The following is a 23,355-nucleotide window of genomic DNA, read 5'->3' as shown; positions in this document are numbered from 1 at the left end:
CATGAAGATATATGCTAAGAGCTTATCCATAAATAATTTACCGCAGAGGACGCAGAGGAATACCCTCAAGAAGGGTTTGTTTCTCCTCCGCGCCCTCCGTGGTGAAGCTTTTTCAGCACAAGGGACACAGGGGAGCTATTTATGGATACGCTTTAAACAATGTCATAGCGGTTTTACCCTGATCGAAGTCATGGTCGTGGTGGTGATTCTCGGCATCCTGGCCGCGATAGTGGTGCCCAGGGTGTTGGACCGGCCCGATGTCGCGCGCATCACCAAGGCGAAACAGGATATACGGACCTTGGAAGGCGCGCTCAATCTCTATAAATTGGATAACTACGTCTATCCCACCACCGAACAGGGCATCGAGGCGCTGGTGAACAAACCGGCTACGCCGCCCGAGCCGCGCAACTGGAAACAGGGCGGCTATATTGACCGTATGCCGAAAGATCCGTGGCAGCGGCCTTATCAATATCTCAGTCCCGGTACGCACGGCGCGGTAGACATCTTTACCCTGGGCGCCGACGGCCAGCTCGGCGGCGATGGGCCGAACGCCGACATCGGAAACTGGAATTTGGAGTGAGAAAAAAGTGAGGAGTGAGGCGTGGGAAAAACTGTGAGGCGTGAGGAGTTAGGCGTGAGGCGTAACACCTCACTCCTCACTCCTCACGCCTCACCAGCAAAAGGCTTTACCCTCCTCGAATTGATTGTGGTGATCTTCATCATCGGCATCACCCTCACCTTTGCCGCGCTTTCGATAACCAACCGCGATCAGGAACAGCGTGCTGAGCAGGAGGCGCAAAGCCTGGCTGCGCGCCTGAGTCTCGCCGGACAGGAATCGGTGCTACAGGCCAAGGAACTGGCATTGGAATTGACCGAGGAAGGCAGCGGCTATCAATTCCTGGTGCTGGAGGCCAAGGGCTGGCAGGCAGTGGGTTCTGATCAAGATGCGTTGAGGCCGCGCCGTCTGCCCGGCGGTATGCGTCTGGAAATGAAGCTGGAAGGAGAGGAGATCCATTTCACCCAAACCTCCGGGAAGAGCGCGGACGATGTAGATAAAAAACTGGAAGAGGATCTGGCACGAAAAGGGGACGAAGAAAAGACACCTCGCATTTATCTGTTATCGAGCGGTGAGGCTACACCGTTCACCGCCACCTTGCACACCGAAGGCGTAGAGGATTACCAGATCGTCGGCACGGCCAACGGCGCGCTCAAGGTGATGAAGGCCCAGCATGATAAGAACGGTTAAAGGCTTCACCTTGTTGGAGGTGATGGTGGCCCTGGCGGTGCTCGCCATCGCCCTGGCGGCGATGATGAAGGGTGTCGGCGCGCACGTCTCCAACCAGAGTTATCTACGCGATCGCACCCTGGCGCACTGGGTCGCCATGAACAAGGCCGCCGAGTTGCAGATTGCCCGCAAATGGCCCGAGGCGGGTTCCGAAACCGGCAGCGCACCGATGGGGCCGCACGAGTGGTACTGGAAGATTACGGTGCAAAACACCCCCGACCCCGACGTGCGCCGCATGGATGTCGCGGTCAGCGCCACCGAGGGCGGCGAGCCGGTGACTTCTCTGGTGGGTTATCTCCTCAAGCCGCAATAAGGGCCCATGAGCCACTTTAGATATCATTTTCGCCGCAGGACAAGCGGCTTCACGTTGCTCGAACTGTTGGTGGCCTTGGCCATCTTCGGCGTGGTGGCGGCGATGGCCTATGGAGGCTTGCAGAGCGTGCTCAACACCCGCGCGGCTTCCGACAAGCAGGCGGCGGAGCTGGCGGAGTTGCAGTTGGGTTTTACTCGCATGGAGCGTGACATCGAACAGATCGTGGCGCGCAGCGTGCGCGACGGTCTGGGCGACCGCCAGCCGGCGCTGCGCGGCGAATCGGGCGGCGAGACCTTGCTGGAATTTACCCGCACCGGCTGGCGCAACCCGGCGGGCCAGGCGCGCAGCCACTTGCAGCGCATCGCCTATCAGCTCAAGGAGGGCCGGTTAGTGCGGCTCAGTTGGAGTGTGCTCGATCAGGGGCCGTCGGCCGAGCCGCAAGAGTCCGTGCTGCTGGATAACGTCACTGCGGTTGAAGTGCAATTTCTGGACAAAAGTCTAGCCGAGCAAGCGCTGTGGCCCAAGCCCGATGCGGCGGCGAATAATGAAAAGGTCACCTTGCCGCGCGCCATACAAGTGAGCGTAGAGATCAAGGGCTGGGGGCGAATTAACAGGTTGTTCCGCGTAGTGGGAGAAGGTTGAAGATGCGGACAAGGATCTTCACGCCACAACACTCCCGCGGTGTCGCGCTCATCACGGCACTGTTGGTCGTCGCGCTGGTCACCATCATCGCCGTGGGCATGGCGGCGCGTCAGCAGGTGGATATCCGCCGCGCCGGAAATATCCTGGACGGCGATCAGGCCTATCTGTTCACGCTGGGGGTGGAGAGCTGGGCGCAGGGCGTGTTAGCGCAAGATTTCCGTGACGGCCAGACCAAGAACAAGGTGAGCGACACGCTGAATGAGGACTGGGCCACGGCGCTGCCGCCCATCGAGGTCGCGGGCGGCAAGGTGGCCGGCAAGATCGAAGACCTGCAGGGCCGTTTCAACCTCAACAATCTGTGGGTGAATAACGCCGTCAGTCAGGCTGATCTGCTGGTCTTTCAGCGCCTGCTCGCCAACCTGCATCTCGATCCGGATCTCGCCCAAGCCGCGATAGACTGGATAGACGTGAACGTGGATCAACTACCCAACGGGGCGGAAGATTTGGACTACCTCGACCGCAAGCCGCCCTATCGCACCGCCAACGCCCCTATGGTCAGCCCCAGCGAACTCGCACTGGTCAAGGGTTTTACTCCCGAGATCGTAAAGACCCTGGAACCCTACGTCACGGCGTTGCCGCTGCGCGCGCTCATCGGCACGGGCTCGCCGGTGCCTCTGCCTACCCCCATCAACGTCAATACCGCCCCTGCCCCCGTGCTGGCGGCGCTGGTCGCCAATTTGGATACGGCAGGTGCGGCGCGGCTGCTCGATGTGCGCGAAGGCAAGGGATTTGAGACCATTACCCAGTTCACCGATATCGTGGGTGCGGACAAAGTCACCGCGCGCGCCGACATCTCCAGCAATCATTTTTTGGTCACGGCCACTGGCGAGGCCGGGCGCGGACAGGTACAGTTACACACCTTGCTGTATCGGGACCCCACAGGGAAAGTCCAGGTTTTGATGCGGGGCATAGGCGACTATTGATGCGTAACCGGTTATTTATTCGTATTGATGACACAAGCGGCGCCGCGGCCGGCGAGTCAGCGTTCGCCTTGAGCTGGCTGGCGATGGATGACGCCGGCGAGCCGCAAGGGGCCGTCGCGCATGGGCGCATCCAGGAAGCGCTGGCGCTTGCTCCCGGCCGGCAGGTCATTGTCTTGACGCCCGCCAGCGACGTGTTGCTGGCGGGCGCCGCCGTTCCCAATGTGGGCCGCCAGCGCCTCGCGCAGGCCATCCCCTATGCCCTGGAAGATCAGCTCGGCAGCGAGGTCGAGGACTTACATTTTGCGCTGGGCCGGCAGGCCGATCAGGCCATTTCCGTTGCAGTGGTGGCGCGGGGCAAGATGGATGCCTGGCTGGGCTACTTGCGCGGCGCCGGTTTCCAGCCTGATCTGCTGGTTCCCGCCGTCCTCGCGCTGCCTTACGAGGAAGGGACGTGGACGGTGCTGCGCGAAGCAGGAGGCGCACTCTGCCGCAGCGGCGCGCAAGCGGGTTTTGCGGCCGATCACGACAACCTCGAAACCCTGCTCAGCCTGGCCATCGCTGAGGCCGGCGATGCCGGCCCCGCGCGGCTGCGTATCCTGGACACCCCGGGCGCGCCTGCGCTGCCTGCCGAGACATGGCCTCAGACCTTGGGCATGGCGGTGAGCCGTGAGGCCTCCCCCGAAGACGCCTTGGCGGTGCTGGCTCGCAACTGCCACGAAGATCTCGCCATCAATCTCTTGCAAGGCGACTATAGCCGGCGCGAGCAACTCGAAAAGCTGTGGCGTCCGTGGAAACCCGCCGCCGCGCTGCTGGCGTTATGGTTGGTCGTGTATGTAGGGATGACCGTGAGCGAGGTCGTCAGCCTGAGCCGTCAGTCGCCGAAACTGCAAAAACAGATCGAACAGACGTATCTCCAGGCCTTTCCCGATGCCAGCAAGGTGGTCAACCCCAAGGTGCAGATGCAGCGGCGTCTGGACGCGCTGCGCGGCAACAAAGGAGCGGGTGAGGGCTTTCTGGAATTATTGACGCAGGCCGGCGGTCCGCTCAAGGACACCCCCAATCTGGAGCTGCGCAACATCACATTCAAGGAAGGCCAGTTGAATCTCGACCTCAGGGTTCAGGATCTTCAGGTGCTGGATCAACTCAAGCAGCGGCTCGCGGCGCAATCGAAGATGGAAGCGGAGATTCAATCGGCCAGCTCCCGCGACAACAAGGTGGAGAGCCGCCTGCAATTACGGGCCAAGAAAAGCTAGCGTTATGGAAAAACTCAAGATCTGGTATCTGCAATTACAGACGCGCGAACAGCGCATGCTGGCAGCTGGCGCCGCCGCGCTGGTGTTATTGTTATTCTATGCCTTGGTGTGGAGTCCATTGACGACGCGCCAGCAGACCCTGCGCGAGACGGTCAAGGAACAGCAAGCCACGGCGCAGTGGATGCAGCAGGCGGCGCGCGAGGTAGCGCAGTTGCGTGCGGGCAGGCCCAATGTGGGCAAAATCTCTCCCGGCCAGTCGCTGCTCGCCCTGGTGGATCAGTCCGCCAAAAACAGCCGGCTCGGGCCGGCCATGAAGCGCGTGGAGCCGGAGGGCCAGACCGGCGTGCGGGTGTGGTTCGAACAGGCCAATTTCGATGACCTCGTGTTGTGGCTGGAGGCGCTGCAGCGTGACTACGGCGTGCACATCGCCACCCTCGTGGTGGAGCGCCAGGAGACACCGGGGCAGGTCAACGCCCGGGTTGGCCTGGAAGAAGAGGGGACATGAACACCCTGGCGCGGTACCTCGGCGCCGTCCTCGTCGCCTACCTCGTCTTTCTGGTGGGTACTCTTCCCGCATCCCACGCCTACAGCCTGTTCAAGGGCGGACTGGGAAACTTGCATTTGTACGGCCTGGAGGGCAGCGTCTGGTCGGGGCGCGCGGCCCAGGCCGACTATGGACAGCACCGCCTCGGCTCGCTGCAGTGGGAACTGCAGGCGCGCAAACTGCTGTTGGGGCGTTTGGAGCTGAGCTGGCATTCGGACGGCGAGACCAGCAAGAGCTTCGGGACGATTGCCCGCAAACTCACCGGCGCGGTATGGGTGCGCGGAATAGAGGGCCATCTGCCGATAGCGGATCTGCCCGGCTTGCCCAATCTCGGCCCGTTCAAACCTCAAGGGGTATTGGGAGTGGATCTTCAGGACATCAGCATAAAGAAAGGGATCATCACCAGCGGGCGTGGCCGCATGGTCTGGCATGGGGCGGGTTTTTCAGCCCCGCAGCCGGTCGCGCTCGGTGACCTCGAAATGAACCTGAGCAGCGACGCGAGCGGCGTGAAAGGCGTGTTGCACGACACCGGCGGTCCGCTGCAAGCGCAAGGCGTGCTGCTACTGAAACCGGACGGCGGTTATCAATTCACCGGCACGCTGGCTACACGTAATCCCGAACTCGCCGAGGGTCTGAAATTCTTGGGTACGCCCGGCCCCAACGGCGCCGTCAGCGTGGCCTGGTCGGGTGTCTATGCAGGTGAGCCGGCGGCGGCTGCAAAGCCCAAGCCTTAGCAGGCTGTTGAAAAACAGTCTGCGTGCGGCGCATGGATGCGCCGCCATTTTTCAAGCACGGTTTATGTGCTTGAAAAATGGAGCAAAGCAAAAACCGCGTTTTTTGCTTTGTGAGTTGAAAAAAGGCCATGGATGGCCTTTTTTCAACATCCTGTTAGGGCGTCCTAAGCTAGACATAACCTAACTCCCGTGTCAGAGTGGCCTCCTAAACCACTCACCACGGGGGCACTATGGAAACCAGTCAAATCAACCTGGCCGTTATCCCTGACCAGGTCATCAAAGTCATCACCACGCCGGTCGCTTTTTTTCGCAGCATGTCCAAGACCGGAGGCCTGCTTGATCCACTGATCTTTGTAATCGCCATCGCGGTAGTGAATGGTTTGCTGCAGTCCTTGGGATTCTTTATCGGCGTCCATCCCATGTTTGCCGCAGGGATGGCCTTTGCAAGCATCATTATTGTTCCCATTTTTGCGGCCATCTTCAGCTTCATCGGCGCCGGGATTCTGTATGTGATCTGGAAGCTGATAGGCTCGACTCAAAACTATGAAACGGCCTACCGCTGCCTGGCCTATGTTTCCGCCATCACACCCATCACTACGCTACTCGGCTTTGTGCCCTACCTTCATCTGGTGGGGCTCGTATGGATGCTCTATCTGCTGGTCATCGCCAGTGTAGAGGTCCACGGTATCGCCGCCAAGGCCGCCTGGATCGTGTTCGGCATTCTCACCGCGCTGTTGGCGTTATTCCAGATCAGCGCCTATCAGGCGGCGCGCCAAATGGCTCAGAGCGGCGAGGCGATGCAGCGCAACATGAGCGAATTCACCCCACAGATGGAGCAGATGCAAAAACAAATCGAGGAGGAGATGAAAAAACATCCGCCGCAGCCGGAACGGCAATGAAAAGGCATGGTTCTTGCTAATAAAATCTTTGAGAGCTATTTCGAAGGGGAGTAAACGTATGAAATTCAAGATGCTTAAGCACACGCTGGCTGTCATCGCGGTCTGTCTTGCGGTGTTTCCGGTGATTGTTTCGGCTGATGATCTCACCGAACCGCGGCTGACGCCCAAACTCAGCAGCACCGACCGGATCATCGTCAAGCTCCGCAGTCCGGCGGCGGACGGCAAGCAGAGCGCCCGGGCGGCGCCGCTGTCCGGCGACAAGCTCAAGGCGATGAGCCGCAAGGCCGGCGTTCCGCTCACTCCTTTGCGCCCCATGTCCGGCGGGGCGCAGGTGCTGAAGTTGCCGCGGCCGATGAGCGAGGCCGAGATGCAAGCCATCGTGCGCCGCCTGCAGGCTCTGCCGGAGGTCGAATATGTCGAACCCGACCGCCTCATGCATCACATGAAAGCGCCCAACGATACGCAGTACGTCAATCAATGGCACTACAAGGCAAGCAGCGATGAGATCGGCGCGGTCAATCTGCCCGCGGCGTGGGATGTGACCACCGGCTCCGCCAATGTCGTGGTGGCAGTGGTGGATACCGGGATTCTGCCGCATGAAGACCTGGCGGGGCGCATGCTGCCGGGTTATGACTTTGTCTCCGAAGACGCGCCGGGTATTTTTTTCAGGGCCAACGACGGCGATGGCCGCGATAGCGATCCGACCGATCCGGGGGACTGGGTCTCCGACTATGAATACTTGGGCATCACCTCGCTGGGGTTTTTTACAGATTGCAAACCCACTTATAGTTCCTGGCACGGCACCCATGTCGCGGGCACCCTCGGCGCCGCCACGAATAATGGGCGCGGCGTGGCGGGCGTCAATTGGGTATCGAAGATTCTGCCGGTGCGTGTACTGGGCAAGTGTGGCAACGGGCACGCATCGGATATCACCGACGGCATGCGCTGGGCGGCGGGCCTGCCTGTCACGGGAGCGCCTTCTAACCCCAACCCCGCCAAGGTGTTGAACCTGAGCCTGGGTGGCGCCGGACCCTGTAGCATCACCGAACAGACCGCCATCAACGACATTGTCGCCGCCGGTGCGGTGGTGGTGGTTGCCGCCGGCAACCATCGCGACAATGAGAATACCGATGTGGCTAGCCCGGCGAACTGCAACGGCGTTATTTCAGTCGCCGCCACCAATCGCAGCGGCTCCAAGGCGTCCTACAGCAACTTCGGTTCCTTGGTAAAAATCGCCGCGCCGGGCGGAGAGAAGGCTTACCACAGCGATCCCAACGGCGTGCTGTCCACGCTCAATGACGGCAAGGTGCTGGCGCAGAGCGACGATTACCAGTACTACGAAGGCACCAGCATGGCCACGCCCCACGTCGCGGGTATCGTGTCGCTGATGCTCTCGGTCAACCCCGGCTTAAGTCCCGCGCAGGTGCTGTCCATCATTCAATCCACCGCACGCGCCTTTCCCGCCGGATCGAACTGCACCACGGCGCTGTGCGGCGCGGGCATCATCAATGCCGCCGCGGCCGTCACCCAGGCCCTGACCGCCCCTGTGGTCATGGACGGCTGGTGGTGGAATCCCGCCGAAAGCGGCCGCGGCTTCAGCATCGAAGTGCAAGGCAATAATTTATTCATGGCCGGTTATTTGTACGCCGACGGCGGCCGCGCCACCTGGCTTACCTCGGCAGGTGCGATGAGCAGCCCGACCCAGTACAACGGCGTGTTGCAATCCTTCGGCAACGGCCAAACCTTGACCGGTGTTTACCAGCCGGCCTCGCTGACCAATGCCAACGTGGGAGCGGTCAGCCTCCAGTTTAGCGACCCCAGTCATGCCACCCTCACCTGGCCCGGCGGGACGATACCCGTAGAGCGTTATATGTACGGTTCGGGCACGCCCGCCTTCCAGCCCGAGACCGGCTGGTGGTGGAACGCCGCCGAAAGCGGCCGCGGCTTCACCATCGAGATTCAGGGCAACACGTTATTCATGGCCGGTTACATGTATGATGCGAGCGGCAACCCCATCTGGTATAGCACGAGCGGCACGATGAGCACTGCGACGCTCTATCAAGGGACCTGGCAGCAATATGCCAACGGACAAACCTTGACCGGCACGCATCATCCGCCCTCGAACCCCAGCAATGTGGGCGCTGTCACACTGCAATTCACTAATGCCACCGAGGCTACCCTCACATTGCCCGATGGCAGGCAAATCCCGCTCACCCGCTACAGGTTCTAAGGAACCTCTGAAAGCTATATCGTCAACCGCCAAGGCGCCAAGTTCACCAAGAGAAACTTTTGAATTATAAAAAAAGATCTTGGCGTTCTCGGCGTCTTGGCGGTTCAAAACGGATGAGGCAATGCCCAAACCCCCGCAAATCCTCCGCACCCAGACCCTCGCCAAGACCCGTATCTTTCATGTAGAGCAGGTCGCCCTGCGGTTTTCCAACGGCGTCGAGGTTGAGTACGAACGCCTGCGCAGTTCCCCGCGCGGCGCGGTGCTGATCGTGCCCATGCTGGATAACGACACCGTGCTGCTGATTCGCGAATACGCCGCCGGTGTCGAACGCTACGATCTCGCCCTGCCCAAGGGGCGAGTCGAGAAGGGCGAGGCGCTGCTCGACGCCGCCGACCGCGAGATCAAGGAGGAGGTCGGTTACGGCGCGCGCACGCTGAGCCATATCACCTCGCTCACCCTGGCGCCGGGTTATCAGGGCAATGTCACGCACATCGTGCTTGCCCAAGACCTGTATCCCGATAAACAGCCCGGCGATGAACCGGAAGAGATCGAGGTCGTGCCGTGGAAGCTGAGCGAGCTTAAAGCGCTGTTGGCAGAGGACGAGTGCACCGAGGCACGCAGCATCGCCGCGTTATTTATCGTCCGCGAGATGCTGCTGAAATGAGCAACCACGACAACCCCAGCCGTTTTCTGAAAGCGGTAGTTGAAATCGCCGCAGAGGCCGGGCGCAAGATCATGCAGATCTACACCACCGACTTCGCCGTGACCCACAAAGACGACCTCACGCCGCTCACCCACGCCGACCTCGCCGCGCACCAGACGATTTGTGAGGGCTTGAGGCGGATCACGCCCGATCTGCCCATGTTATCGGAGGAGTCCGCCCATATCCCGTTCAGCGAGCGCGCCGCGTGGCGGCGATATTGGCTGATAGATCCGCTCGACGGCACCCGCGAATTCATCAAGCGCAACGGCGAGTTCACGGTGAACATTGCGCTTATTGATGAGCAACACCCCGTGCTGGGTGTAGTGTATGCGCCGGTGACCGGCCTTTGCTACTTTGCGAGCCGTGGTCACGGCGCCTACAAACAAGTCCCGGACGCCCTACCCCAGGCCATACACACCCGGCGCTATGCGGGCGGGCGGTGTACGGTGGCCGCCAGCCGTTCGCACAGCGGCGACAGCCTGCGCGGCTTTCTTGCCCGGCTCGGCGACCATGAAATCCTGAGCATCGGCAGCTCGCTCAAATCCTGTCTGGTGGCCGAGGGCCGGGCCGATGTTTACCCGCGCCTGGGCCCCACCTCCGAATGGGACACCGCCGCCGCGCAGTGTATCGTCGAGGAGGCCGGCGGCCGGGTGACCGACACCCGCATGCAAACCCTGTGCTATAACACCAAATCCGATCTGCTCAATCCCCATTTTTTCGTATCCGGCGATCCCGAACGGGATTGGTCGCAATATCTTAAAGGTGCCGATACAACTTCTTGACTTATGGGCTGAGATGTAGTTCTTTGTTCAGATCAGGAGAAGCTCGCGGTTGGAAAAATCCGTTTCACCTTCTGGAGGATTTCCAGATCCGGCTGAAGGCTATCTTTCACGGCATCATTTACCGTCAAGGCGATGATCCGCCGGAGCGGGTCATCAAACTTTACAAAGAACTGCGAACCCTGTGCGAGACGGATTCCGACGCGGTGCTGGCAATGTTCCATACCGACGTCGAAGGGCGCTACACCCTCACCCATCCGCTGGCGGTCGCCACACTCAGCGAACTCATCGCCAAACGCAAGGGCGTTTCCCCGGAAGAACGTCTCCCGATACTCGCCGCGGCGCTGACCGCCAACGTAGCGATGATAGACCTGCAGGAAACCTTGCAAAAACAGGAGACGCCCCTGACGGATGAAGGGAAGCGATTCGGTTGCACCCCTTGCAAGCCGCCGATCTGCTCACCGAGTCGGGAGTTCAAGACCAGGTGTGGATCAAGACCGTGTTGCACCATCACGAAAAGCTGGACGGCAGCGGCTACCTGGGCGCCCTGCGTGGCGAAGACATCCCGCTCAGCGTGCGCATCGTCTCGCTGGCGGATTCATACAGCGCGATGATCGCCCCGCGCGTCTACCGAAATCAAATTCTCGCCAAGGATGCGCTACGCGATATTTTTTTGAAGCGGGGGGAAGAATTGGACGCGGAGCTGGCGCAATTATTCATCAAGGAACTTGGGGTATTCCCTCCAGGCGCCTTCGTGAGGCTGGCGAACGGCGAGATCGCTATTGTCATAAAGCGCGGCGCGGCGGGGAATTGTCCTGTCGTACAGAGCGTCATGGGGCCGCGCGCCGCCCCGCTGCTTGCCCCTGCGCGGCGCGACACCACTCATGAAAATTATGCAATACGGGAAATGGTGGCGCGCGACAAGGTCGTCAACATTGATATGCACCGTTTGTGGGGTTACAAATAAAACGTTTCACCGCGGAGGACACAGAGAACTGCGATCAAATAACTTATTTCTCCTCCGCGCCCTCTGCGGTGAAATTTGTTCTCTGTGGTCGCCCCGCTACCACGGCAACTCCTTGCCGTCGTAGGCGATAAAGCGGCCGGAGTCTTTTAACGCAAACTCCTCCATCACCCTGCGCATCCCGCGCACGCTGACCTCGGTGGTGATCTCGGCGTTCGGGCCGCCCATGTCGGTCTTGACCCAACCCGGATGCAACACCAGCGTGCCGATGCGGCGCCCCTTGAGGCCGCGCGCCAGACTCACCATGACGGCATTCAGCGCCGCCTTGCTGGAGCGGTATAAATAACTCCCGCCGCTGCCGTTATCCGCCATGCTGCCCATCAGACTGGACAGGGCCGCGATCAGGCGTTTGTCGCTGTGCGCCACCTGCTCCGCAAACACCTCGGCCATCCTGGCGGCGGCCATGGTATTGATGCGAAACGCATGGTTCCACGCCTGGTAATTCAGCGTGCCGAAACTCTCGTCACTATTTCCCGCATAAACGCCCGCGTTGTTGAGCACTATATCAATAGGCGTGTCGCGCAACTTTTTGCCGAGCGCCTCAATCTGCTTGTGATCCGCCACATCCAGCTCGTGCACGCCGATGTTTTTATATTGTGATGCCAACTGCCTCAGCTCGCGCGCCTTGTCCGGCTCCCTGCAGCAGGCATGCACCTGCCAGTTGTCCTTCGCATACTGGCGCACAAACTCCAGGCCTAAGCCACGATTCGTTCCGGTGATTAATAGGGTGGGCATGGCGGTACTCTCCTTCGCGGTGTAGAAAGGAGTTTTACCAGAGACCGCAGCGGGAGACAAGCGGCAGGTGGTGATATGGTGGCCAGGGACGGAATCGAACCGCCGACACGGGGATTTTCAGTCCCCTGCTCTACCAACTGAGCTACCTGGCCAAATAATACAAAGCGCGCGTAGCGCATCGGCTCGCCCCCTTCTCCCCCAGGGAGAAGGGATGGGGATGAGGGCAACTCACCTTGGCCATCCCTGGCGTTACCTCAGGAAAGGGGCGTATTGTACCGTGTTTGGATCGTTTTGAGTCAAGCAAACTGCCTGAACTAGGCGATGGCGATCTCCGGAGATGCCTCCGAGCGCGTGCCGGGCAGGGGGTGATTGTCGGCAGCGTGGTAGGTGAAAACCACCGAAAACTTGGTCTGTCCGGTTTGATTGCGGCCGGCCGCATGTACGGTGCGGCAGTGAAAAAACAACACATCCCCCGCGGCAAGCAGCACCGGGACCTGGGTGGCGATGAGCATCCGATTCCCGGCAAGATCGGTGCGTAGAAATTGCGCCTCGTCCATACGCGACGGCGCAAAGCTCATGATGTGAGTGCCCGGCAGCACGTAAAGGCCGCCGTTTTCCGGAGATTCCGGCCCCAGCGCCAGCCACGCACTCACCAGCTCGGGACGCTCGAAGGCCCAGTAACGGATGTCCTGATGCCAGAGCGTGTCGCTGCTGTAGTGCGGCTGCTTGCTCATGATGCAGTTGTGATGGGCTTGCGACAAGACGATATGTGCGCCCAACAGTTGCCGCAGTTTCTCAACTACGGCAGGCTTCGTCGCCCAAGACTTGAACACCGCATCTCGCGCATAGGCCTGCAACAAGCGCCGCGCGGTGCGTCCGCCGGGCGCGTCGCGGGAGGGCGGCGCGCCCGGGTAGTGCAGGTCCGCCTCGTATTCAACCGGCGCCGTGTTTTCCGCCAGCGCCCGTTCGGCGACCGCCTTCATCCCGGCGACTTCAGCGGCGCTCGCCAGCGCGCGCACGATGATATAGCCGTCTTGGTGAAACCGCTCGAGTTCGGTTTGAGTGAGCATAGAGCGCGCATTTTACCGGTAATTTACCCCACATGCTGGGTTCATGAGGCCCGCTGGCGATGTGTTAAAATTATTATATGGATGTTACCCGCCTGCTCGATCCCTTAAACGACGCCCAACGTGAAGCGGTCACCGCACCGCCCGGCTCCTTGCTGATTCTCGCGGGCGCGGGCAGCGGCAAGACCCGCGTGCTGGTGCATCGCATCGCCTGGCTGATTGAGACCGGCCAGGCCTCGCCGTCCGGCATCCTCGCGGTGACCTTCACCAACAAGGCGGCGGCGGGCATGCGCGGGCGCATCGAACAGTTGCTGGGCGTCTCCGTCGGCGGGATGTGGGTCGGCACCTTCCACGGTCTGGCGCACCGTCTGCTGCGCGCCCACTGGCGCGAGGCCGGTCTCCCGCAGACCTTTCAGATCCTGGACGGCGAAGACCAATACCGCGCGGTACGCCGGGTGCTCAAGGCCCTGAATCTGGACGAGGCGCAGTGGGCGCCGCGGCAGGCGCAGTGGTTCATCAACGCGCGCAAGGACGAAGGCCAGCGCCCGCAGCACCTGGACGACAATGGCGATCCGCACCTGCGCCAGATGCTGCGCATCTACCGCGCTTATGAGGAGATGTGCGAGCGCTCGGGGCTGGTGGACTTCGCCGAACTGCTGCTGCGCGCGCATGATTTGTGGCGCACCCAGCCGGAGGTGCTGGCGCATTACCGGCAGCGTTTCCGCGCCGTTCTGGTGGATGAGTTTCAGGACACCAATGCCATTCAATATAGCTGGCTGCGCCTGCTGGCGGGTCATGAGAACAAGCTGTTCATGGTCGGCGATGACGATCAATCCATTTACGGCTGGCGTGGCGCGCGCATCGAGAACATCCAGCAGTTCAGCAAGGACTATCCCGACACCCGCGTTCTGCGCCTGGAACAAAACTACCGCTCCACCGCCACTATCCTCAACGCCGCCAACGCGCTGATCGCCCATAACAGCGGGCGGCTCGGCAAAAATCTGTGGACGGCGGGTGAACAGGGCACGCCCATACTGGTTTACTCCGCCTTCAACGATCTGGACGAGGCGCGCTTTGTGGTGGAGCGCATCCGCCAGTGGGTGGCGCAGGGCGGGCGGCGCGTCGAGGCCGCTATCTTGTACCGCTCCAACGCCCAGTCGCGGGTGCTGGAAGAGGCCCTGCTCCAGGCCGCTATGCCCTACCGCGTCTACGGCGGCTTGCGTTTTTTCGAGCGCGCCGAGATCAAGGATGCGCTCGCCTACCTGCGGCTCATCGCCAACCGCGCAGACGACGCCTCCTTCGAGCGGGTGGTGAACCTGCCCACCCGCGGCATCGGCGACAGCAGCCTGGAGGTGATCCGCGCCGAGGCGCGCGCGCGGGGCATAACCTTGTGGCAAACTGCGCATGGTCTGATTAGACAGGCGACCCTGCCGACGCGCGCCGCCAATGCCGTGGCGGGCTTTCTCAACCTCATCGAGCACCTGGCGCAGGAGACCATTGGCCTCGGCCTGGCCGAGCAGACCGAACACATCCTGCGGCACAGCGGACTATTGGATCATCACTCCAAGGAAAAGGGCGAAAAGGGCCAGGCGCGGCTCGAAAATCTGGAGGAGTTGGTCAACGCCGCGCGTTACTTCCCGCCCGATAATGACCAGGGCTTAGATCCGCTCTCCGCCTTTCTGGCGCATGCCGCGCTCGAGGCCGGCGAAGGCCAAGGTCAGTCCTGGGAGGACTGCGTACAGCTCATGACCCTGCATTCGGCCAAGGGCCTGGAGTTTCCGCTGGTGTTTCTGACCGGAATGGAAGAGGGTCTGTTTCCCCACCGGATGTCGGCGGAAGAACCCGGCCGGCTCGAGGAGGAGCGCCGTTTGTGCTACGTAGGCATGACCCGCGCCCAGCGCCATCTTTATCTCACCCACGCCGAGACCCGCCGCCTGCATGGCTCGGAGACCTATCCGCGCCCCTCGCGGTTTCTGCGCGAGGTCCCGGAGGAACTGACCAGCGAGGTGCGTCTCAGCGGGTCCGCCCCCGCGAAGTACGGCGCAGGACTCACGCCGCGCGAGCGGCCCCGTCCCTCCTCTGGTTCGTCAGCCTCAAGCCCGTCGCCGGAGGGCTCGCTGCAGCTCGGCCAGCAGGTACGCCACGCCAAATTCGGCGAAGGGGTGGTGCTGAACTATGAGGGTCAGGGTGAACAAGCCCGGGTGCAGATCAGTTTTGGACGTGGGGGGAGTAAGTGGCTGATGGTGGCCTACGCGAACTTGCAAGCGGTTTAGAGGTCGAATCCCGTGCGAAATGGTAAAGATCTTGCATATCTGCAATCTCGAGTGCCGGAATCGACTAGCGGCCTGTTGAAAAACAGGCCGCTAGTCGGGCCATGGAGGGCCCGGCATTTTCAAGCACGGTTTTTTATGCTTGGAAAATGAAGAAAAGTAAAAATCACACTTTTTGCTTTTCGTTGTTGAAAAAGGCCATGGATGGCCTTTTTCAACAATCTATTGGCCACTTGATCTTTAGGGTCAAGATCGTGAGATAATAATGAATCAGTCAGTTGCTGCCGGCATCGCCTGAGAGCAAACCCTGATTTTAATTTAAATTTAAACAGCATTTTAAGGAGAAAGTAATGAAAAAAAGTTGGTTGATTGGTAGCGCGGCTGCGACCCTGTTGCTGGCCGGTCAGGCGAATGCCGCCCTGGATATGGAGGCCGGTAAGGCCCTGGCGAAGGAAAGCGGCTGTCTTGCTTGCCATTCTATTGAGCAGAAGCGCGTCGGTCCAGCCTGGAACGATGTCAGCGCCAAGTACAAGGGTGATGCGGCCGCCAAGGCGAATCTGGTTGCCTGGGTGCACAAGGGCGGCACCGGCCGCTGGAAGATGGGTGTGATGCCTGCCTATTCCCCGCGCGTCGCGGACGAGAACATCGACAAGCTGGTAGATTTTATTCTGTCTCTGGCGAAGTAACAAAAAAACAGCTTCATTTACACACAAAAGCCAGCCAAAAGCTGGCTTTTGTTTTGCTGCACAGGGAAGTGCGAATGTCGCGGGCGCACGGATGCGCAGGAGCGACGGCTGCATAGGGGCGAGACGAATCTCGTCGAGCGGGTTCGCCAGGAAGGCGAACCCTGGGCTTTCGAGCGAAGCAGGATAGCGGGAGCGACGAAAGTGCGAATGTCGTGGGCGGTCGCTCCCGGCATCCTCTGCCTCCCGCGACACTAGTACATCCTTGTCTCGCAGAGTCTCGCAGGATGCGCAGGAGAGGCGGCCAGCCTCAGCCCAGCCAGTTTTCTCACCTCCTGCTCGGGCAACACCTTAATAAAAGCAAAGACCTTCGGGGTAAATCTTACAGCCGATAAAAAACTGTTGAATTTATTAATGATAATAATTATCATTAGTATTAAGTGCATCCCGCACCTTGAAATAACGGAGAGAGGACATGAAACAGTTGCATCGCCTGGCATTAGGCGCCCTTTTACTGGGCAGTCTCATCCTGGTCCCAACGGTCCAGGCCGCTGGGACGGTAGTGGTCTATTCGGCCCGTAACGAACAGTTGATCAAGCCGCTGTTTGACGCTTACACCAAAGAAACCGGCGTCAAGGTCAAGTTTGTGACCGGCAAAGAGGGACCGTTGCTGGAGCGCCTCCAGGCCGAGGGCGACAAGACCCCGGCCGATATGCTGATCACCGTGGACGCCGGCAATCTGTGGCAAGCCGCAGAGCGTGGTGTGTTGGCGAAGGTCAACTCCAAGGTTCTGGAGGAGAACATCCCCGCCCACCTGCGCGATCCGGACGGCCAGTGGTACGGCCTCTCGGTGCGCGCCCGCACGATCGTGTATAACACCAAAAAGGTGAAACCTGCCGACCTGGTCAGTTATGAAGATCTCGGCAATCCGAAATGGAAGGGACGCCTGTGCCTGCGCAGCTCCAAAAAGGTCTATAACCAATCGCTGGTGGCGATGATGATCTCGCGCTACGGCGAGCCCAAGACAGAAGCGATCGTCAAATCCTGGATACCCAATCTCGCCACCGATGTGTTCTCCGACGACGAGAACCTGCTTGATGCGATGGCGGCAGGGCAGTGCGACGTGGGCATCGTCAACAGCTACTATTTCGGCCGTCTCAAGAAAAAACACCCCGAGACACCGATCGCTATTTTCTGGCCTAATCAGAACGAAAATGGCGTGCACGTGAATATCTCCGGCGCGGGCGTCACTCGTCACGCCAAGCACCCTGAGGCCGCTATGAAGCTTTTGGAGTGGCTGTCGTCGGACAAAGCGCAGAATCTGTTTGCCGATTCGAATATGGAGTTTCCCGCCAACCCGAAGGTGAAACCTGATCCGCTGGCGGCCTCCTGGGGCGAGTTCAAGCACGACACGGTCAACGTCTCCGAGGCAGGCAAGCTGCAGGCCAAGGCGGTGATGCTGATGGACAGGGCGGGATATAAGTAACGTTTAAGCAACGGCCCCGCCATGTTTTATCCCGGTAGTGTGGACACACAGGCCGTGCGCCCGGCCTGGCGCGTCTCGGACGGCGGGTGGTGGAGGGTCGCCGCCCTGTTGATCGCCGTGCTGGTGAGCATGCCGGTCTTGATGCTGCTGCCCGCCTGGCTCACGCCGAGCAGCGAGGTGTGGCGGCATCTCGCGGATACGGTGCTGGGTGAATTGCTGCGTAACACCCTGGTGTTGCTATTGGGTGTGGGGGCGGGTGTGTTGGTGCTGGGTGTGGGGCTCGCCTGGCTGACCGTGATGTATGAGTTCCCGGGCCGGCGCGTCTTTGAGTGGGCGTTGATGCTGCCGCTCGGCATCCCCGCCTACGTGATGGCCTTTGTGGCGGTGGGCCTGCTGGATTTCAGCGGCCCGGTGCAGGCGGCGTTGCGTGCGGTATTCGGCCAGAACGGCTATTGGTTCCCGCGCATCCGCTCAGAGGGCGGCGTGATCGCGGTGATGACCCTCGCCCTGTATCCTTATGTGTACATGCTGGCGCGCAGCGCCTTCCTGAGTCAGGGACGCACGTTGATGGAGGCCGGCCGCAGCCTGGGCTTGAGCCCCCGCGCGGCGTTTGTGCGCATCGCCCTGCCGATGGCGCGGCCGGCCATCGCCGCCGGTGTCGCCCTGGCGCTGATGGAAACGCTCGCCGATTTCGGAGCGGTCACGATCTTTAATTACGACACCTTTACCACGGCGATCTACAAGGCGTGGTTCGGCCTGTTCAATCTGGGTGCGGCCGCTCAGTTGTCCACCTTGCTGTTGCTGTTTGTGGCGGTGGCCTTGTATGCCGAGCGGCACTGGCGCGGCCAGTCACGCTATTATGCGGCCGGCAAACCGGTACAGGGTCATCGTCACCGCTTGACAGGGCTGCGGGCCGCTGCGGCGTGCGGCTTCGCTTTGTCAGTCCTGGCGCTTGCCTTTATCATCCCGGTCGGACAGCTCATTTTCTGGCTGGTGAGCGCGGGGATTGAGGATCTGGATGCGGGCTATGTCGAATTTGTCAGCCACACGGTGAGTCTCGGCCTGCTGGCCGCGCTGTTCACCGTGGCGGCAGCCGTGCTGCTTGCCTATGTGCGTAAACAATGGCCGGGCCGCCTGATGCGGGCAGTCACGCGGCTGGCGACGCTGGGGTACGCCTTGCCGGGCGCGGTGCTGGCGGTGGGTATCATGTTGGCCTTCACCCGGCTGGACCGGCAGGTGGATGCGTTCGTACAGACTGTCTTTGGTGTTTCCACCGGGTTGCTGTTGAGCAGCAGTGTGGCGGCCCTGTTGTTTGCCTACCTGGTGCGTTTTCTGGCGGTCGCCCACGGCCCGGTCGAGAGCGCCCTGGAACGCATCAAGCCGTCGCTGCAGCAGGCCGCGCGCAGCCTGGGCGCGAGCCATAGGGAGCTGTTGTGGCGCGTGTACCTGCCGATCCTGCGCCCCGGACTCTTAAGCGCGGCCCTGCTGGTGTTCGTAGAGGTCATGAAGGAACTTCCCGCCACCCTGCTGTTGCGCCCGTTCGATTGGGATACGCTCGCCATCCGCATCTTCGAGCTGACCTCGGAGGGCGAATGGCAGCGCGCCGCACTGCCGGCCTTGACCCTGGTGCTGGTGGGCTTGTTGCCGGTCATTCTGTTAGTGAGGCGTAAGGCGTAAGGCATTTATTCCTCACCCCTTACCCCTTACTCCTCACTTTGTACCAGCCTCTCACCTCTCACGCCTCACCGTTTTTACACTGGCAAGAGCTTGGCCCTCCATAGTATAGTAGGCGCTGATGTTTACCCTGTGGGAGAGCCCCCGTCATAGAAAAACATGACGGGGCGCCGAAGGCGCAACCGCCCGGAAACGCTCAGGCAAAAGGACCGCAGGGTAATATAAATTCTGGAGAGATCCGGCGATACGACTCGATGTGTGTTGCCGGGCACCGAAGGGGATAAAACTCTCAGGTAACAGGACAGAGGGGCGATGGGTGTGCGAGCAGTCGTACACGCATCGCCCTTTTTTATTGGAAGGACGCATGGGACATATCACGCCACTCTATAACGAGCATCTTGCCGCAGGCGCGAAGATCGTGGATTTCGCCGGCTGGGACATGCCCATCCATTACGGCTCGCAGCTTGAAGAGCATCACCAGGTGCGGCGCGACGCGGGCATGTTCGATGTCTCGCACATGACCATCGTGGATCTGCGCGGCGCCGGGGTGCGCGCCTTTCTGCACCGGCTGATCGCCAATAATGTGGATAAACTCAAGCCGCAGCAGGCGCTCTACACCTGCATGCTGAACGAGCAGGGTGGTGTGATTGACGATCTCATCGTGTACTTCATGACCGAGAACTGGTTCCGCATCGTGGTCAACGCGGCAACGCGCGAAAAGGATTTGGCCTGGATCAAGAAGCAGGTGGCGGCATTCGATGTCACGGTCACCGAGCGTCCGGATCTCGCCATGATCGCCGTGCAGGGACCTAAGGCGCGCGAGCGCGTCTGTGAGGTTCTGGACCCGACATTGCGCGAACAGGCCGCACAACTCAAACCCTTTTATGCCGCGTATGACGTACAGGGAAGAGCGGTAGCGAAGGGTTCTACTAATGTCGCGGGAGGCAGGATGCCGGGAGCGACCAGCGGCGATATTTTTATCGGCCGCACCGGCTACACCGGTGAGGATGGTTTCGAAATATTGCTGCCGGGCAAGGACGCTGCCGCGATGTGGCGCGCGCTGCTTGGTAAAGGCGTGAAGCCCGCCGGTTTGGGCGCACGCGACACATTGCGCTTGGAGGCGGGCATGAATCTTTACGGCACGGACATGGATGAAACCATTACGCCATTGGAGTGCGGCCTGGAGTGGACGGTCGCCTGGGAACCCGCAACGCGCGATTTTATCGGGCGTGCGGCGCTCGAGCGGCAAAAGAACGCCGGCGTGAAACGCAAACTGGTGGGATTGGTGTTGAGCGGCAAGGGCGTGCTGCGCAACCATCTCAAGGTGCGGGTATCGGGAATCGGCGCAGGCGAAACTACCAGCGGCGGTTATTCGCCGACCCTGGGTAAAGCGATTGCGCTGGCGCGTGTGCCCGCCGCGACGGGTACGAGTTGTGAAGTGGATATTCGCGGCAAGTGGGTTCCGGCGACTGTAGTGAAGCCGCCGTTCGTGAGAAATGGGCGAGCTGTCGTTGTCCTATAAATGAGGTTGAAATAATGAGCAACATACCAAACACTCTCAAATACACCAAGACCCACGAGTGGGTGCAGTCAAACCAGGACGGCACGGTGACCGTCGGCATCAGCGATCACGCGCAGGACTTGCTGGGTGACGTGGTCTACGTGGAGCTTCCACGAGCCGGGCGCAAGGCCAAGGCCGGTGAGGCGTGCGCGGTGGTGGAATCGGTGAAGGCGGCATCGGATATATACTGCCCGATCAGCGGTGAGATCATCGAGGCCAACGGCGCACTCAGCGATAAACCCGAGCTTGTCAATCAGGACGCCTATGGTCAGGCCTGGATGTTTCGCATCAAACCCGCTGATCCCGCAGAATTGAATCAGTTGCTGGACGCGGCGGCGTATGCTGCCTTTATTGCCGCAGAGGCCCATTGAGCAATCATGCCGTTTATCCCGCACACCACAAAAGATATTGAAGAAATGCTCGCGGCCGTAGGGGCCTCGCGCATTGAGGATTTGTTTGATGAAATCCCCGCCGGACTGCGCAATGAGCAGTTTACGCAGATCCCGGCGCGCATAAGTGAAATGGACGTCACGCGGCTCATGAGCGAGCGGGCGGCGCAGGACGGAAAGCCGTTGTGCTTCATCGGGGCGGGGGCTTATGAGCACCACATCCCTGCGGCGGTTTGGGAGATCACCACGCGCGGTGAATTTTACTCCGCGTATACCCCCTACCAGGCCGAGGCCAGCCAGGGCACGCTGCAATTGTTGTATGAATATCAGACCATGATGGCGTCGCTCAACGCTATGGAGGTCTCCAACGCCTCGCTCTACGACGGCGCCTCGGCGCTGGCCGAGGCGGTGCTGATGGCGGTGCGCGCGCACGGTAAATCGAGGCGCATCTTAATCCCCGCGACGGTTCATCCGGTGTATCGCAAGGTCGTGCACAGCATCGTCAGGAATCAGAACATCGAGCTGCTCGAAATACCGTACTGCGCGGGCGAAGGCCACACCGTGCCGGAATCGCTGGAGCAATACAAAGGTGCAGACTTCGCGGCGCTGGTGATTCCCCAACCCAACTTTTTCGGTGTGCTGGAAGAGGTGGACGCACTCACAGACTGGGCGCATGCCAACGGGCTGCTGGTGATTGCGGTGGTCAATCCGCTGGCGCTGGCGCTGCTCAAGCCGCCCGGCGAGTGGGGCGCCGAGGGTGCGGATATAGCCTGCGGGGAGGGTCAGCCGCTGGGCGTGCCGCTCTCATCCGGCGGCCCTTATTTCGGTTTTATGTGCTGCAAAAAAAAATATGTGCGGCAGATGCCGGGGCGCCTCGTCGGGCGCACCGTGGATCTCGATGGCAAGCCCGGCTTCGCGCTCACCTTGCAGGCGCGCGAACAGCACATCCGCCGCTCCAAGGCGACCTCCAACATCTGCACCAATCAGGGCCTGCTGGTCACCGCCGCAACGATACACATGGCTTTATTGGGGCCGGAGGGTCTGGAGCGCGCCGCCGCCGCAAGCCACGCCAACACGGTTGCGCTGCTGGGAAAACTCACCGCCATTCCCGGTATGACCAGGGCATTCAGCCGGCCGGTATTTCATGAGGCCGTGGTGCGCTTGAACAAACCGGTGCGCGAGGTGCTGCACGCGTTAGAGAAGGACAATCTGCTGGGCGGCCACGCCCTGGACGAGCACTACCCCGAGCTTGGTGATGCGGTCCTGGTTTGCGCCACCGAGACGAAAACCACAGCAGATCTCGATACCTATGCCGCACACCTGCGGCGTATAATGAGCAACTGACAAACGGGAAGACTAAGGAGAGAGAGTATGGCAACCATCACTCTGAAAGGCACAACTATTCACACCAACGGTGAGCTTCCCAAGGTCGGCGCCAAGGCGCCGGACTTCAGTCTGGCGGACGCGAACCTCGACGATAAGACACTGGCCGATTTCCGCGGCAAGAAGAAGCTACTCAACATCGTGCCCAGTTTGGATACGCCGGTGTGCGCCATGAGCACCAAAAAATTCAACGAGTACGCCAAGAATCGCAACGACACGGTGATGCTGATGATTTCCGCCGACCTGCCGTTCGCCATGAACCGTTTCTGCACCTCGGAAAACGCCAAAAATGTCGTCACGCTTTCCATGATGCGCGACCGCCATTTCGCCAAGGATTACGGCGTGCTGATCGAGGACGGACCGCTGGCCGGCATCACGGCGCGCGCCGTGGTGGTGATTGACGAGAACGACAAGGTGAAATACACCCAGCTCGTCCCGGAGATCGCCCAGGAGCCGGATTACGACAAGGCGATCGCGGCGTTACGGTAAGCGCCTATAAGCAGCCTGGGCCGGGTTTTGCGCCCATTGCAATCAGGATTTTGCTGAGGGGGCAGAAGCCGGTGAACGCGGTTTGCAGCAGGTTGGCGCCGACGAAGGCGGTAAACCAAAGCCAGTAAAGCGAGTGAAGCTGAGACAGGATCAGGCTGATAAGAATAAAACTGCCGGCGAACGCCAGCACCATGCGGTCTGTGGTCATAGTCATAAGGAACCTCTGATT

General features: G+C 60.6%; 25 protein-coding genes, 1 tRNA gene and 1 riboswitch. Of the genes, 21 read left to right on the top strand and 5 right to left on the bottom strand.

The window, feature by feature from the left end:
* Window position 1: 1 nt before the first annotated feature.
* From gspG to cysQ, 12 genes are all read left to right on the top strand, one after another.
* On the top strand, window positions 2-580 hold the full coding sequence (gene gspG / locus HY028_06560; protein ID MBI3344498.1) for a type II secretion system major pseudopilin GspG: 579 nt from the start codon (window positions 2-4) through the stop codon (window positions 578-580).
* A 21-nt stretch (window positions 581-601) separates the two neighbouring features.
* Window positions 602-1,246 (top strand): type II secretion system minor pseudopilin GspH, encoded by a 645-nt coding sequence (gene gspH / locus HY028_06555; protein ID MBI3344497.1) that lies wholly within the window; start codon window positions 602-604, stop codon window positions 1,244-1,246.
* Entirely contained in the window at window positions 1,230-1,598 is a 369-nt protein-coding gene (gspI, locus tag HY028_06550) for a type II secretion system minor pseudopilin GspI (protein MBI3344496.1), read from the top strand. Before gspH ends, gspI begins: the two co-directional genes overlap by 17 nt.
* 6 nt (window positions 1,599-1,604) lie before the next feature.
* Entirely contained in the window at window positions 1,605-2,240 is a 636-nt protein-coding gene (gspJ, locus tag HY028_06545) for a type II secretion system minor pseudopilin GspJ (GenBank protein MBI3344495.1), read from the top strand.
* A 2-nt stretch (window positions 2,241-2,242) separates the two neighbouring features.
* Window positions 2,243-3,223 (top strand): type II secretion system minor pseudopilin GspK, encoded by a 981-nt coding sequence (gene gspK, locus HY028_06540; protein ID MBI3344494.1) that lies wholly within the window; start codon window positions 2,243-2,245, stop codon window positions 3,221-3,223.
* On the top strand, window positions 3,223-4,476 hold the full coding sequence (gene gspL, locus HY028_06535; protein ID MBI3344493.1) for a type II secretion system protein GspL: 1,254 nt from the start codon (window positions 3,223-3,225) through the stop codon (window positions 4,474-4,476). The genes gspK and gspL overlap by 1 nt, the downstream gene beginning before the upstream one ends.
* Before the next feature lie 4 nt (window positions 4,477-4,480).
* Complete coding sequence (locus HY028_06530; protein ID MBI3344492.1) at window positions 4,481-4,981, top strand: type II secretion system protein M; 501 nt, start codon at window positions 4,481-4,483, stop codon at window positions 4,979-4,981.
* Window positions 4,978-5,754, top strand: a complete 777-nt coding sequence (locus HY028_06525) for a type II secretion system protein N (GenBank protein MBI3344491.1) — start codon at window positions 4,978-4,980, stop codon at window positions 5,752-5,754. Before HY028_06530 ends, HY028_06525 begins: the two co-directional genes overlap by 4 nt.
* A gap of 230 nt (window positions 5,755-5,984) precedes the next feature.
* Window positions 5,985-6,653: a YIP1 family protein gene (locus tag HY028_06520; protein ID MBI3344490.1), complete on the top strand. Its 669-nt coding sequence runs from the start codon at window positions 5,985-5,987 to the stop codon at window positions 6,651-6,653.
* A gap of 58 nt (window positions 6,654-6,711) precedes the next feature.
* Window positions 6,712-8,883 carry a S8 family peptidase gene (locus HY028_06515; GenBank protein ID MBI3344489.1) on the top strand — a complete coding sequence of 724 codons (2,172 nt, stop codon included), beginning with the start codon at window positions 6,712-6,714 and terminating at the stop codon, window positions 8,881-8,883.
* A 121-nt stretch (window positions 8,884-9,004) separates the two neighbouring features.
* Window positions 9,005-9,547, top strand: a complete 543-nt coding sequence (gene nudE / locus HY028_06510) for an ADP compounds hydrolase NudE (GenBank protein ID MBI3344488.1) — start codon at window positions 9,005-9,007, stop codon at window positions 9,545-9,547.
* The gene (gene cysQ / locus HY028_06505; GenBank protein ID MBI3344487.1) at window positions 9,544-10,368 is read left to right on the top strand and encodes a 3'(2'),5'-bisphosphate nucleotidase CysQ; all 825 of its coding nucleotides are present in this window, start codon (window positions 9,544-9,546) and stop codon (window positions 10,366-10,368) included. Before nudE ends, cysQ begins: the two co-directional genes overlap by 4 nt.
* Before the next feature lie 32 nt (window positions 10,369-10,400).
* Here the strand turns inward: cysQ and HY028_06500 are convergent, their stop codons facing one another.
* Window positions 10,401-10,754, bottom strand: a complete 354-nt coding sequence (locus tag HY028_06500; protein ID MBI3344486.1) for a hypothetical protein — start codon at window positions 10,752-10,754, stop codon at window positions 10,401-10,403.
* 41 nt (window positions 10,755-10,795) lie between these two features.
* On the opposite strand from HY028_06500, the gene HY028_06495 reads away from it, so the two are divergent.
* Complete coding sequence (locus HY028_06495; GenBank protein MBI3344485.1) at window positions 10,796-11,332, top strand: HD domain-containing protein; 537 nt, start codon at window positions 10,796-10,798, stop codon at window positions 11,330-11,332.
* 96 nt (window positions 11,333-11,428) lie between these two features.
* Here HY028_06495 and HY028_06490 read toward each other — a convergent pair whose 3' ends face one another.
* The 3 genes from HY028_06490 to HY028_06480 form a co-directional block, all read right to left on the bottom strand.
* Window positions 11,429-12,124 (bottom strand): SDR family oxidoreductase, encoded by a 696-nt coding sequence (locus HY028_06490; GenBank protein MBI3344484.1) that lies wholly within the window; start codon window positions 12,122-12,124, stop codon window positions 11,429-11,431.
* A 76-nt stretch (window positions 12,125-12,200) separates the two neighbouring features.
* A tRNA-Phe gene (locus tag HY028_06485) sits at window positions 12,201-12,276 on the bottom strand.
* Between the two features lie 162 nt (window positions 12,277-12,438).
* Window positions 12,439-13,194: a phytanoyl-CoA dioxygenase family protein gene (locus tag HY028_06480; protein MBI3344483.1), complete on the bottom strand. Its 756-nt coding sequence runs from the start codon at window positions 13,192-13,194 to the stop codon at window positions 12,439-12,441.
* 77 nt (window positions 13,195-13,271) lie between these two features.
* Here HY028_06480 and uvrD point away from each other — a divergent pair, with 77 nt between their 5' ends.
* The 8 genes from uvrD to tpx all read left to right on the top strand — a co-directional run bounded on the left by uvrD (window position 13,272) and on the right by tpx (window position 23,126).
* A complete protein-coding gene (uvrD, locus tag HY028_06475; GenBank protein ID MBI3344482.1) occupies window positions 13,272-15,464 on the top strand; it encodes a DNA helicase II in 2,193 nt (730 codons plus the stop codon).
* Window positions 15,465-15,811: 347 nt separating this feature from the next.
* On the top strand, window positions 15,812-16,147 hold the full coding sequence (locus tag HY028_06470; protein MBI3344481.1) for a c-type cytochrome: 336 nt from the start codon (window positions 15,812-15,814) through the stop codon (window positions 16,145-16,147).
* A gap of 472 nt (window positions 16,148-16,619) precedes the next feature.
* Window positions 16,620-17,630, top strand: a complete 1,011-nt coding sequence (locus HY028_06465) for a Fe(3+) ABC transporter substrate-binding protein (protein MBI3344480.1) — start codon at window positions 16,620-16,622, stop codon at window positions 17,628-17,630.
* A gap of 21 nt (window positions 17,631-17,651) precedes the next feature.
* Window positions 17,652-19,307: an iron ABC transporter permease gene (locus HY028_06460; protein MBI3344479.1), complete on the top strand. Its 1,656-nt coding sequence runs from the start codon at window positions 17,652-17,654 to the stop codon at window positions 19,305-19,307.
* A 120-nt stretch (window positions 19,308-19,427) separates the two neighbouring features.
* Window positions 19,428-19,526, top strand: a riboswitch (glycine riboswitch).
* 142 nt (window positions 19,527-19,668) lie between these two features.
* The gene (gene gcvT, locus HY028_06455; GenBank protein MBI3344478.1) at window positions 19,669-20,826 is read left to right on the top strand and encodes a glycine cleavage system aminomethyltransferase GcvT; all 1,158 of its coding nucleotides are present in this window, start codon (window positions 19,669-19,671) and stop codon (window positions 20,824-20,826) included.
* A 14-nt stretch (window positions 20,827-20,840) separates the two neighbouring features.
* Window positions 20,841-21,236, top strand: coding sequence for a glycine cleavage system protein GcvH (gcvH, locus tag HY028_06450; GenBank protein ID MBI3344477.1), 396 nt, complete (start codon window positions 20,841-20,843; stop codon window positions 21,234-21,236).
* A 6-nt stretch (window positions 21,237-21,242) separates the two neighbouring features.
* On the top strand, window positions 21,243-22,598 hold the full coding sequence (gcvPA, locus tag HY028_06445; GenBank protein MBI3344476.1) for an aminomethyl-transferring glycine dehydrogenase subunit GcvPA: 1,356 nt from the start codon (window positions 21,243-21,245) through the stop codon (window positions 22,596-22,598).
* Between the two features lie 27 nt (window positions 22,599-22,625).
* A complete protein-coding gene (tpx, locus tag HY028_06440; GenBank protein MBI3344475.1) occupies window positions 22,626-23,126 on the top strand; it encodes a thiol peroxidase in 501 nt (166 codons plus the stop codon).
* A 4-nt stretch (window positions 23,127-23,130) separates the two neighbouring features.
* Here tpx and HY028_06435 read toward each other — a convergent pair whose 3' ends face one another.
* Window positions 23,131-23,334 carry a DUF2892 domain-containing protein gene (locus HY028_06435; protein ID MBI3344474.1) on the bottom strand — a complete coding sequence of 68 codons (204 nt, stop codon included), beginning with the start codon at window positions 23,332-23,334 and terminating at the stop codon, window positions 23,131-23,133.
* Window positions 23,335-23,355 lie beyond the last annotated feature (21 nt).

Source organism: Gammaproteobacteria bacterium (genome assembly GCA_016195665.1).
Classification (GTDB): Bacteria; Pseudomonadota; Gammaproteobacteria; order SURF-13; family SURF-13; genus JACPZD01.
The sequence above is the reverse complement of the archived record's forward strand: the minus strand, read 5'-3'. Positions and strand labels throughout refer to the sequence as shown.

Excerpts from the sequence above, each read along its gene's own strand:
- gspG (MBI3344498.1), top strand. The coding sequence starts at position 2 with ATGAAGATATATGCTAAGAGCTTATCCATAAATAATTTACCGCAGAGG.
- gspI (MBI3344496.1), top strand. The coding sequence starts at position 1,230 with ATGATAAGAACGGTTAAAGGCTTCACCTTGTTGGAGGTGATGGTGGCC.
- gspJ (MBI3344495.1), top strand. The coding sequence starts at position 1,605 with ATGAGCCACTTTAGATATCATTTTCGCCGCAGGACAAGCGGCTTCACG.
- gspK (MBI3344494.1), top strand. The coding sequence starts at position 2,243 with ATGCGGACAAGGATCTTCACGCCACAACACTCCCGCGGTGTCGCGCTC.
- gspL (MBI3344493.1), top strand. The coding sequence starts at position 3,223 with ATGCGTAACCGGTTATTTATTCGTATTGATGACACAAGCGGCGCCGCG.
- HY028_06530 (MBI3344492.1), top strand. The coding sequence starts at position 4,481 with ATGGAAAAACTCAAGATCTGGTATCTGCAATTACAGACGCGCGAACAG.
- HY028_06525 (MBI3344491.1), top strand. The coding sequence starts at position 4,978 with ATGAACACCCTGGCGCGGTACCTCGGCGCCGTCCTCGTCGCCTACCTC.
- HY028_06520 (MBI3344490.1), top strand. The coding sequence starts at position 5,985 with ATGGAAACCAGTCAAATCAACCTGGCCGTTATCCCTGACCAGGTCATC.
- HY028_06515 (MBI3344489.1), top strand. The coding sequence starts at position 6,712 with ATGAAATTCAAGATGCTTAAGCACACGCTGGCTGTCATCGCGGTCTGT.
- nudE (MBI3344488.1), top strand. The coding sequence starts at position 9,005 with ATGCCCAAACCCCCGCAAATCCTCCGCACCCAGACCCTCGCCAAGACC.
- cysQ (MBI3344487.1), top strand. The coding sequence starts at position 9,544 with ATGAGCAACCACGACAACCCCAGCCGTTTTCTGAAAGCGGTAGTTGAA.
- HY028_06490 (MBI3344484.1), bottom strand. The coding sequence starts at position 12,124 with ATGCCCACCCTATTAATCACCGGAACGAATCGTGGCTTAGGCCTGGAG.
- HY028_06480 (MBI3344483.1), bottom strand. The coding sequence starts at position 13,194 with ATGCTCACTCAAACCGAACTCGAGCGGTTTCACCAAGACGGCTATATC.
- uvrD (MBI3344482.1), top strand. The coding sequence starts at position 13,272 with ATGGATGTTACCCGCCTGCTCGATCCCTTAAACGACGCCCAACGTGAA.
- HY028_06470 (MBI3344481.1), top strand. The coding sequence starts at position 15,812 with ATGAAAAAAAGTTGGTTGATTGGTAGCGCGGCTGCGACCCTGTTGCTG.
- HY028_06465 (MBI3344480.1), top strand. The coding sequence starts at position 16,620 with ATGAAACAGTTGCATCGCCTGGCATTAGGCGCCCTTTTACTGGGCAGT.
- HY028_06460 (MBI3344479.1), top strand. The coding sequence starts at position 17,652 with ATGTTTTATCCCGGTAGTGTGGACACACAGGCCGTGCGCCCGGCCTGG.
- gcvT (MBI3344478.1), top strand. The coding sequence starts at position 19,669 with ATGGGACATATCACGCCACTCTATAACGAGCATCTTGCCGCAGGCGCG.
- gcvH (MBI3344477.1), top strand. The coding sequence starts at position 20,841 with ATGAGCAACATACCAAACACTCTCAAATACACCAAGACCCACGAGTGG.
- gcvPA (MBI3344476.1), top strand. The coding sequence starts at position 21,243 with ATGCCGTTTATCCCGCACACCACAAAAGATATTGAAGAAATGCTCGCG.
- tpx (MBI3344475.1), top strand. The coding sequence starts at position 22,626 with ATGGCAACCATCACTCTGAAAGGCACAACTATTCACACCAACGGTGAG.
- HY028_06435 (MBI3344474.1), bottom strand. The coding sequence starts at position 23,334 with ATGACCACAGACCGCATGGTGCTGGCGTTCGCCGGCAGTTTTATTCTT.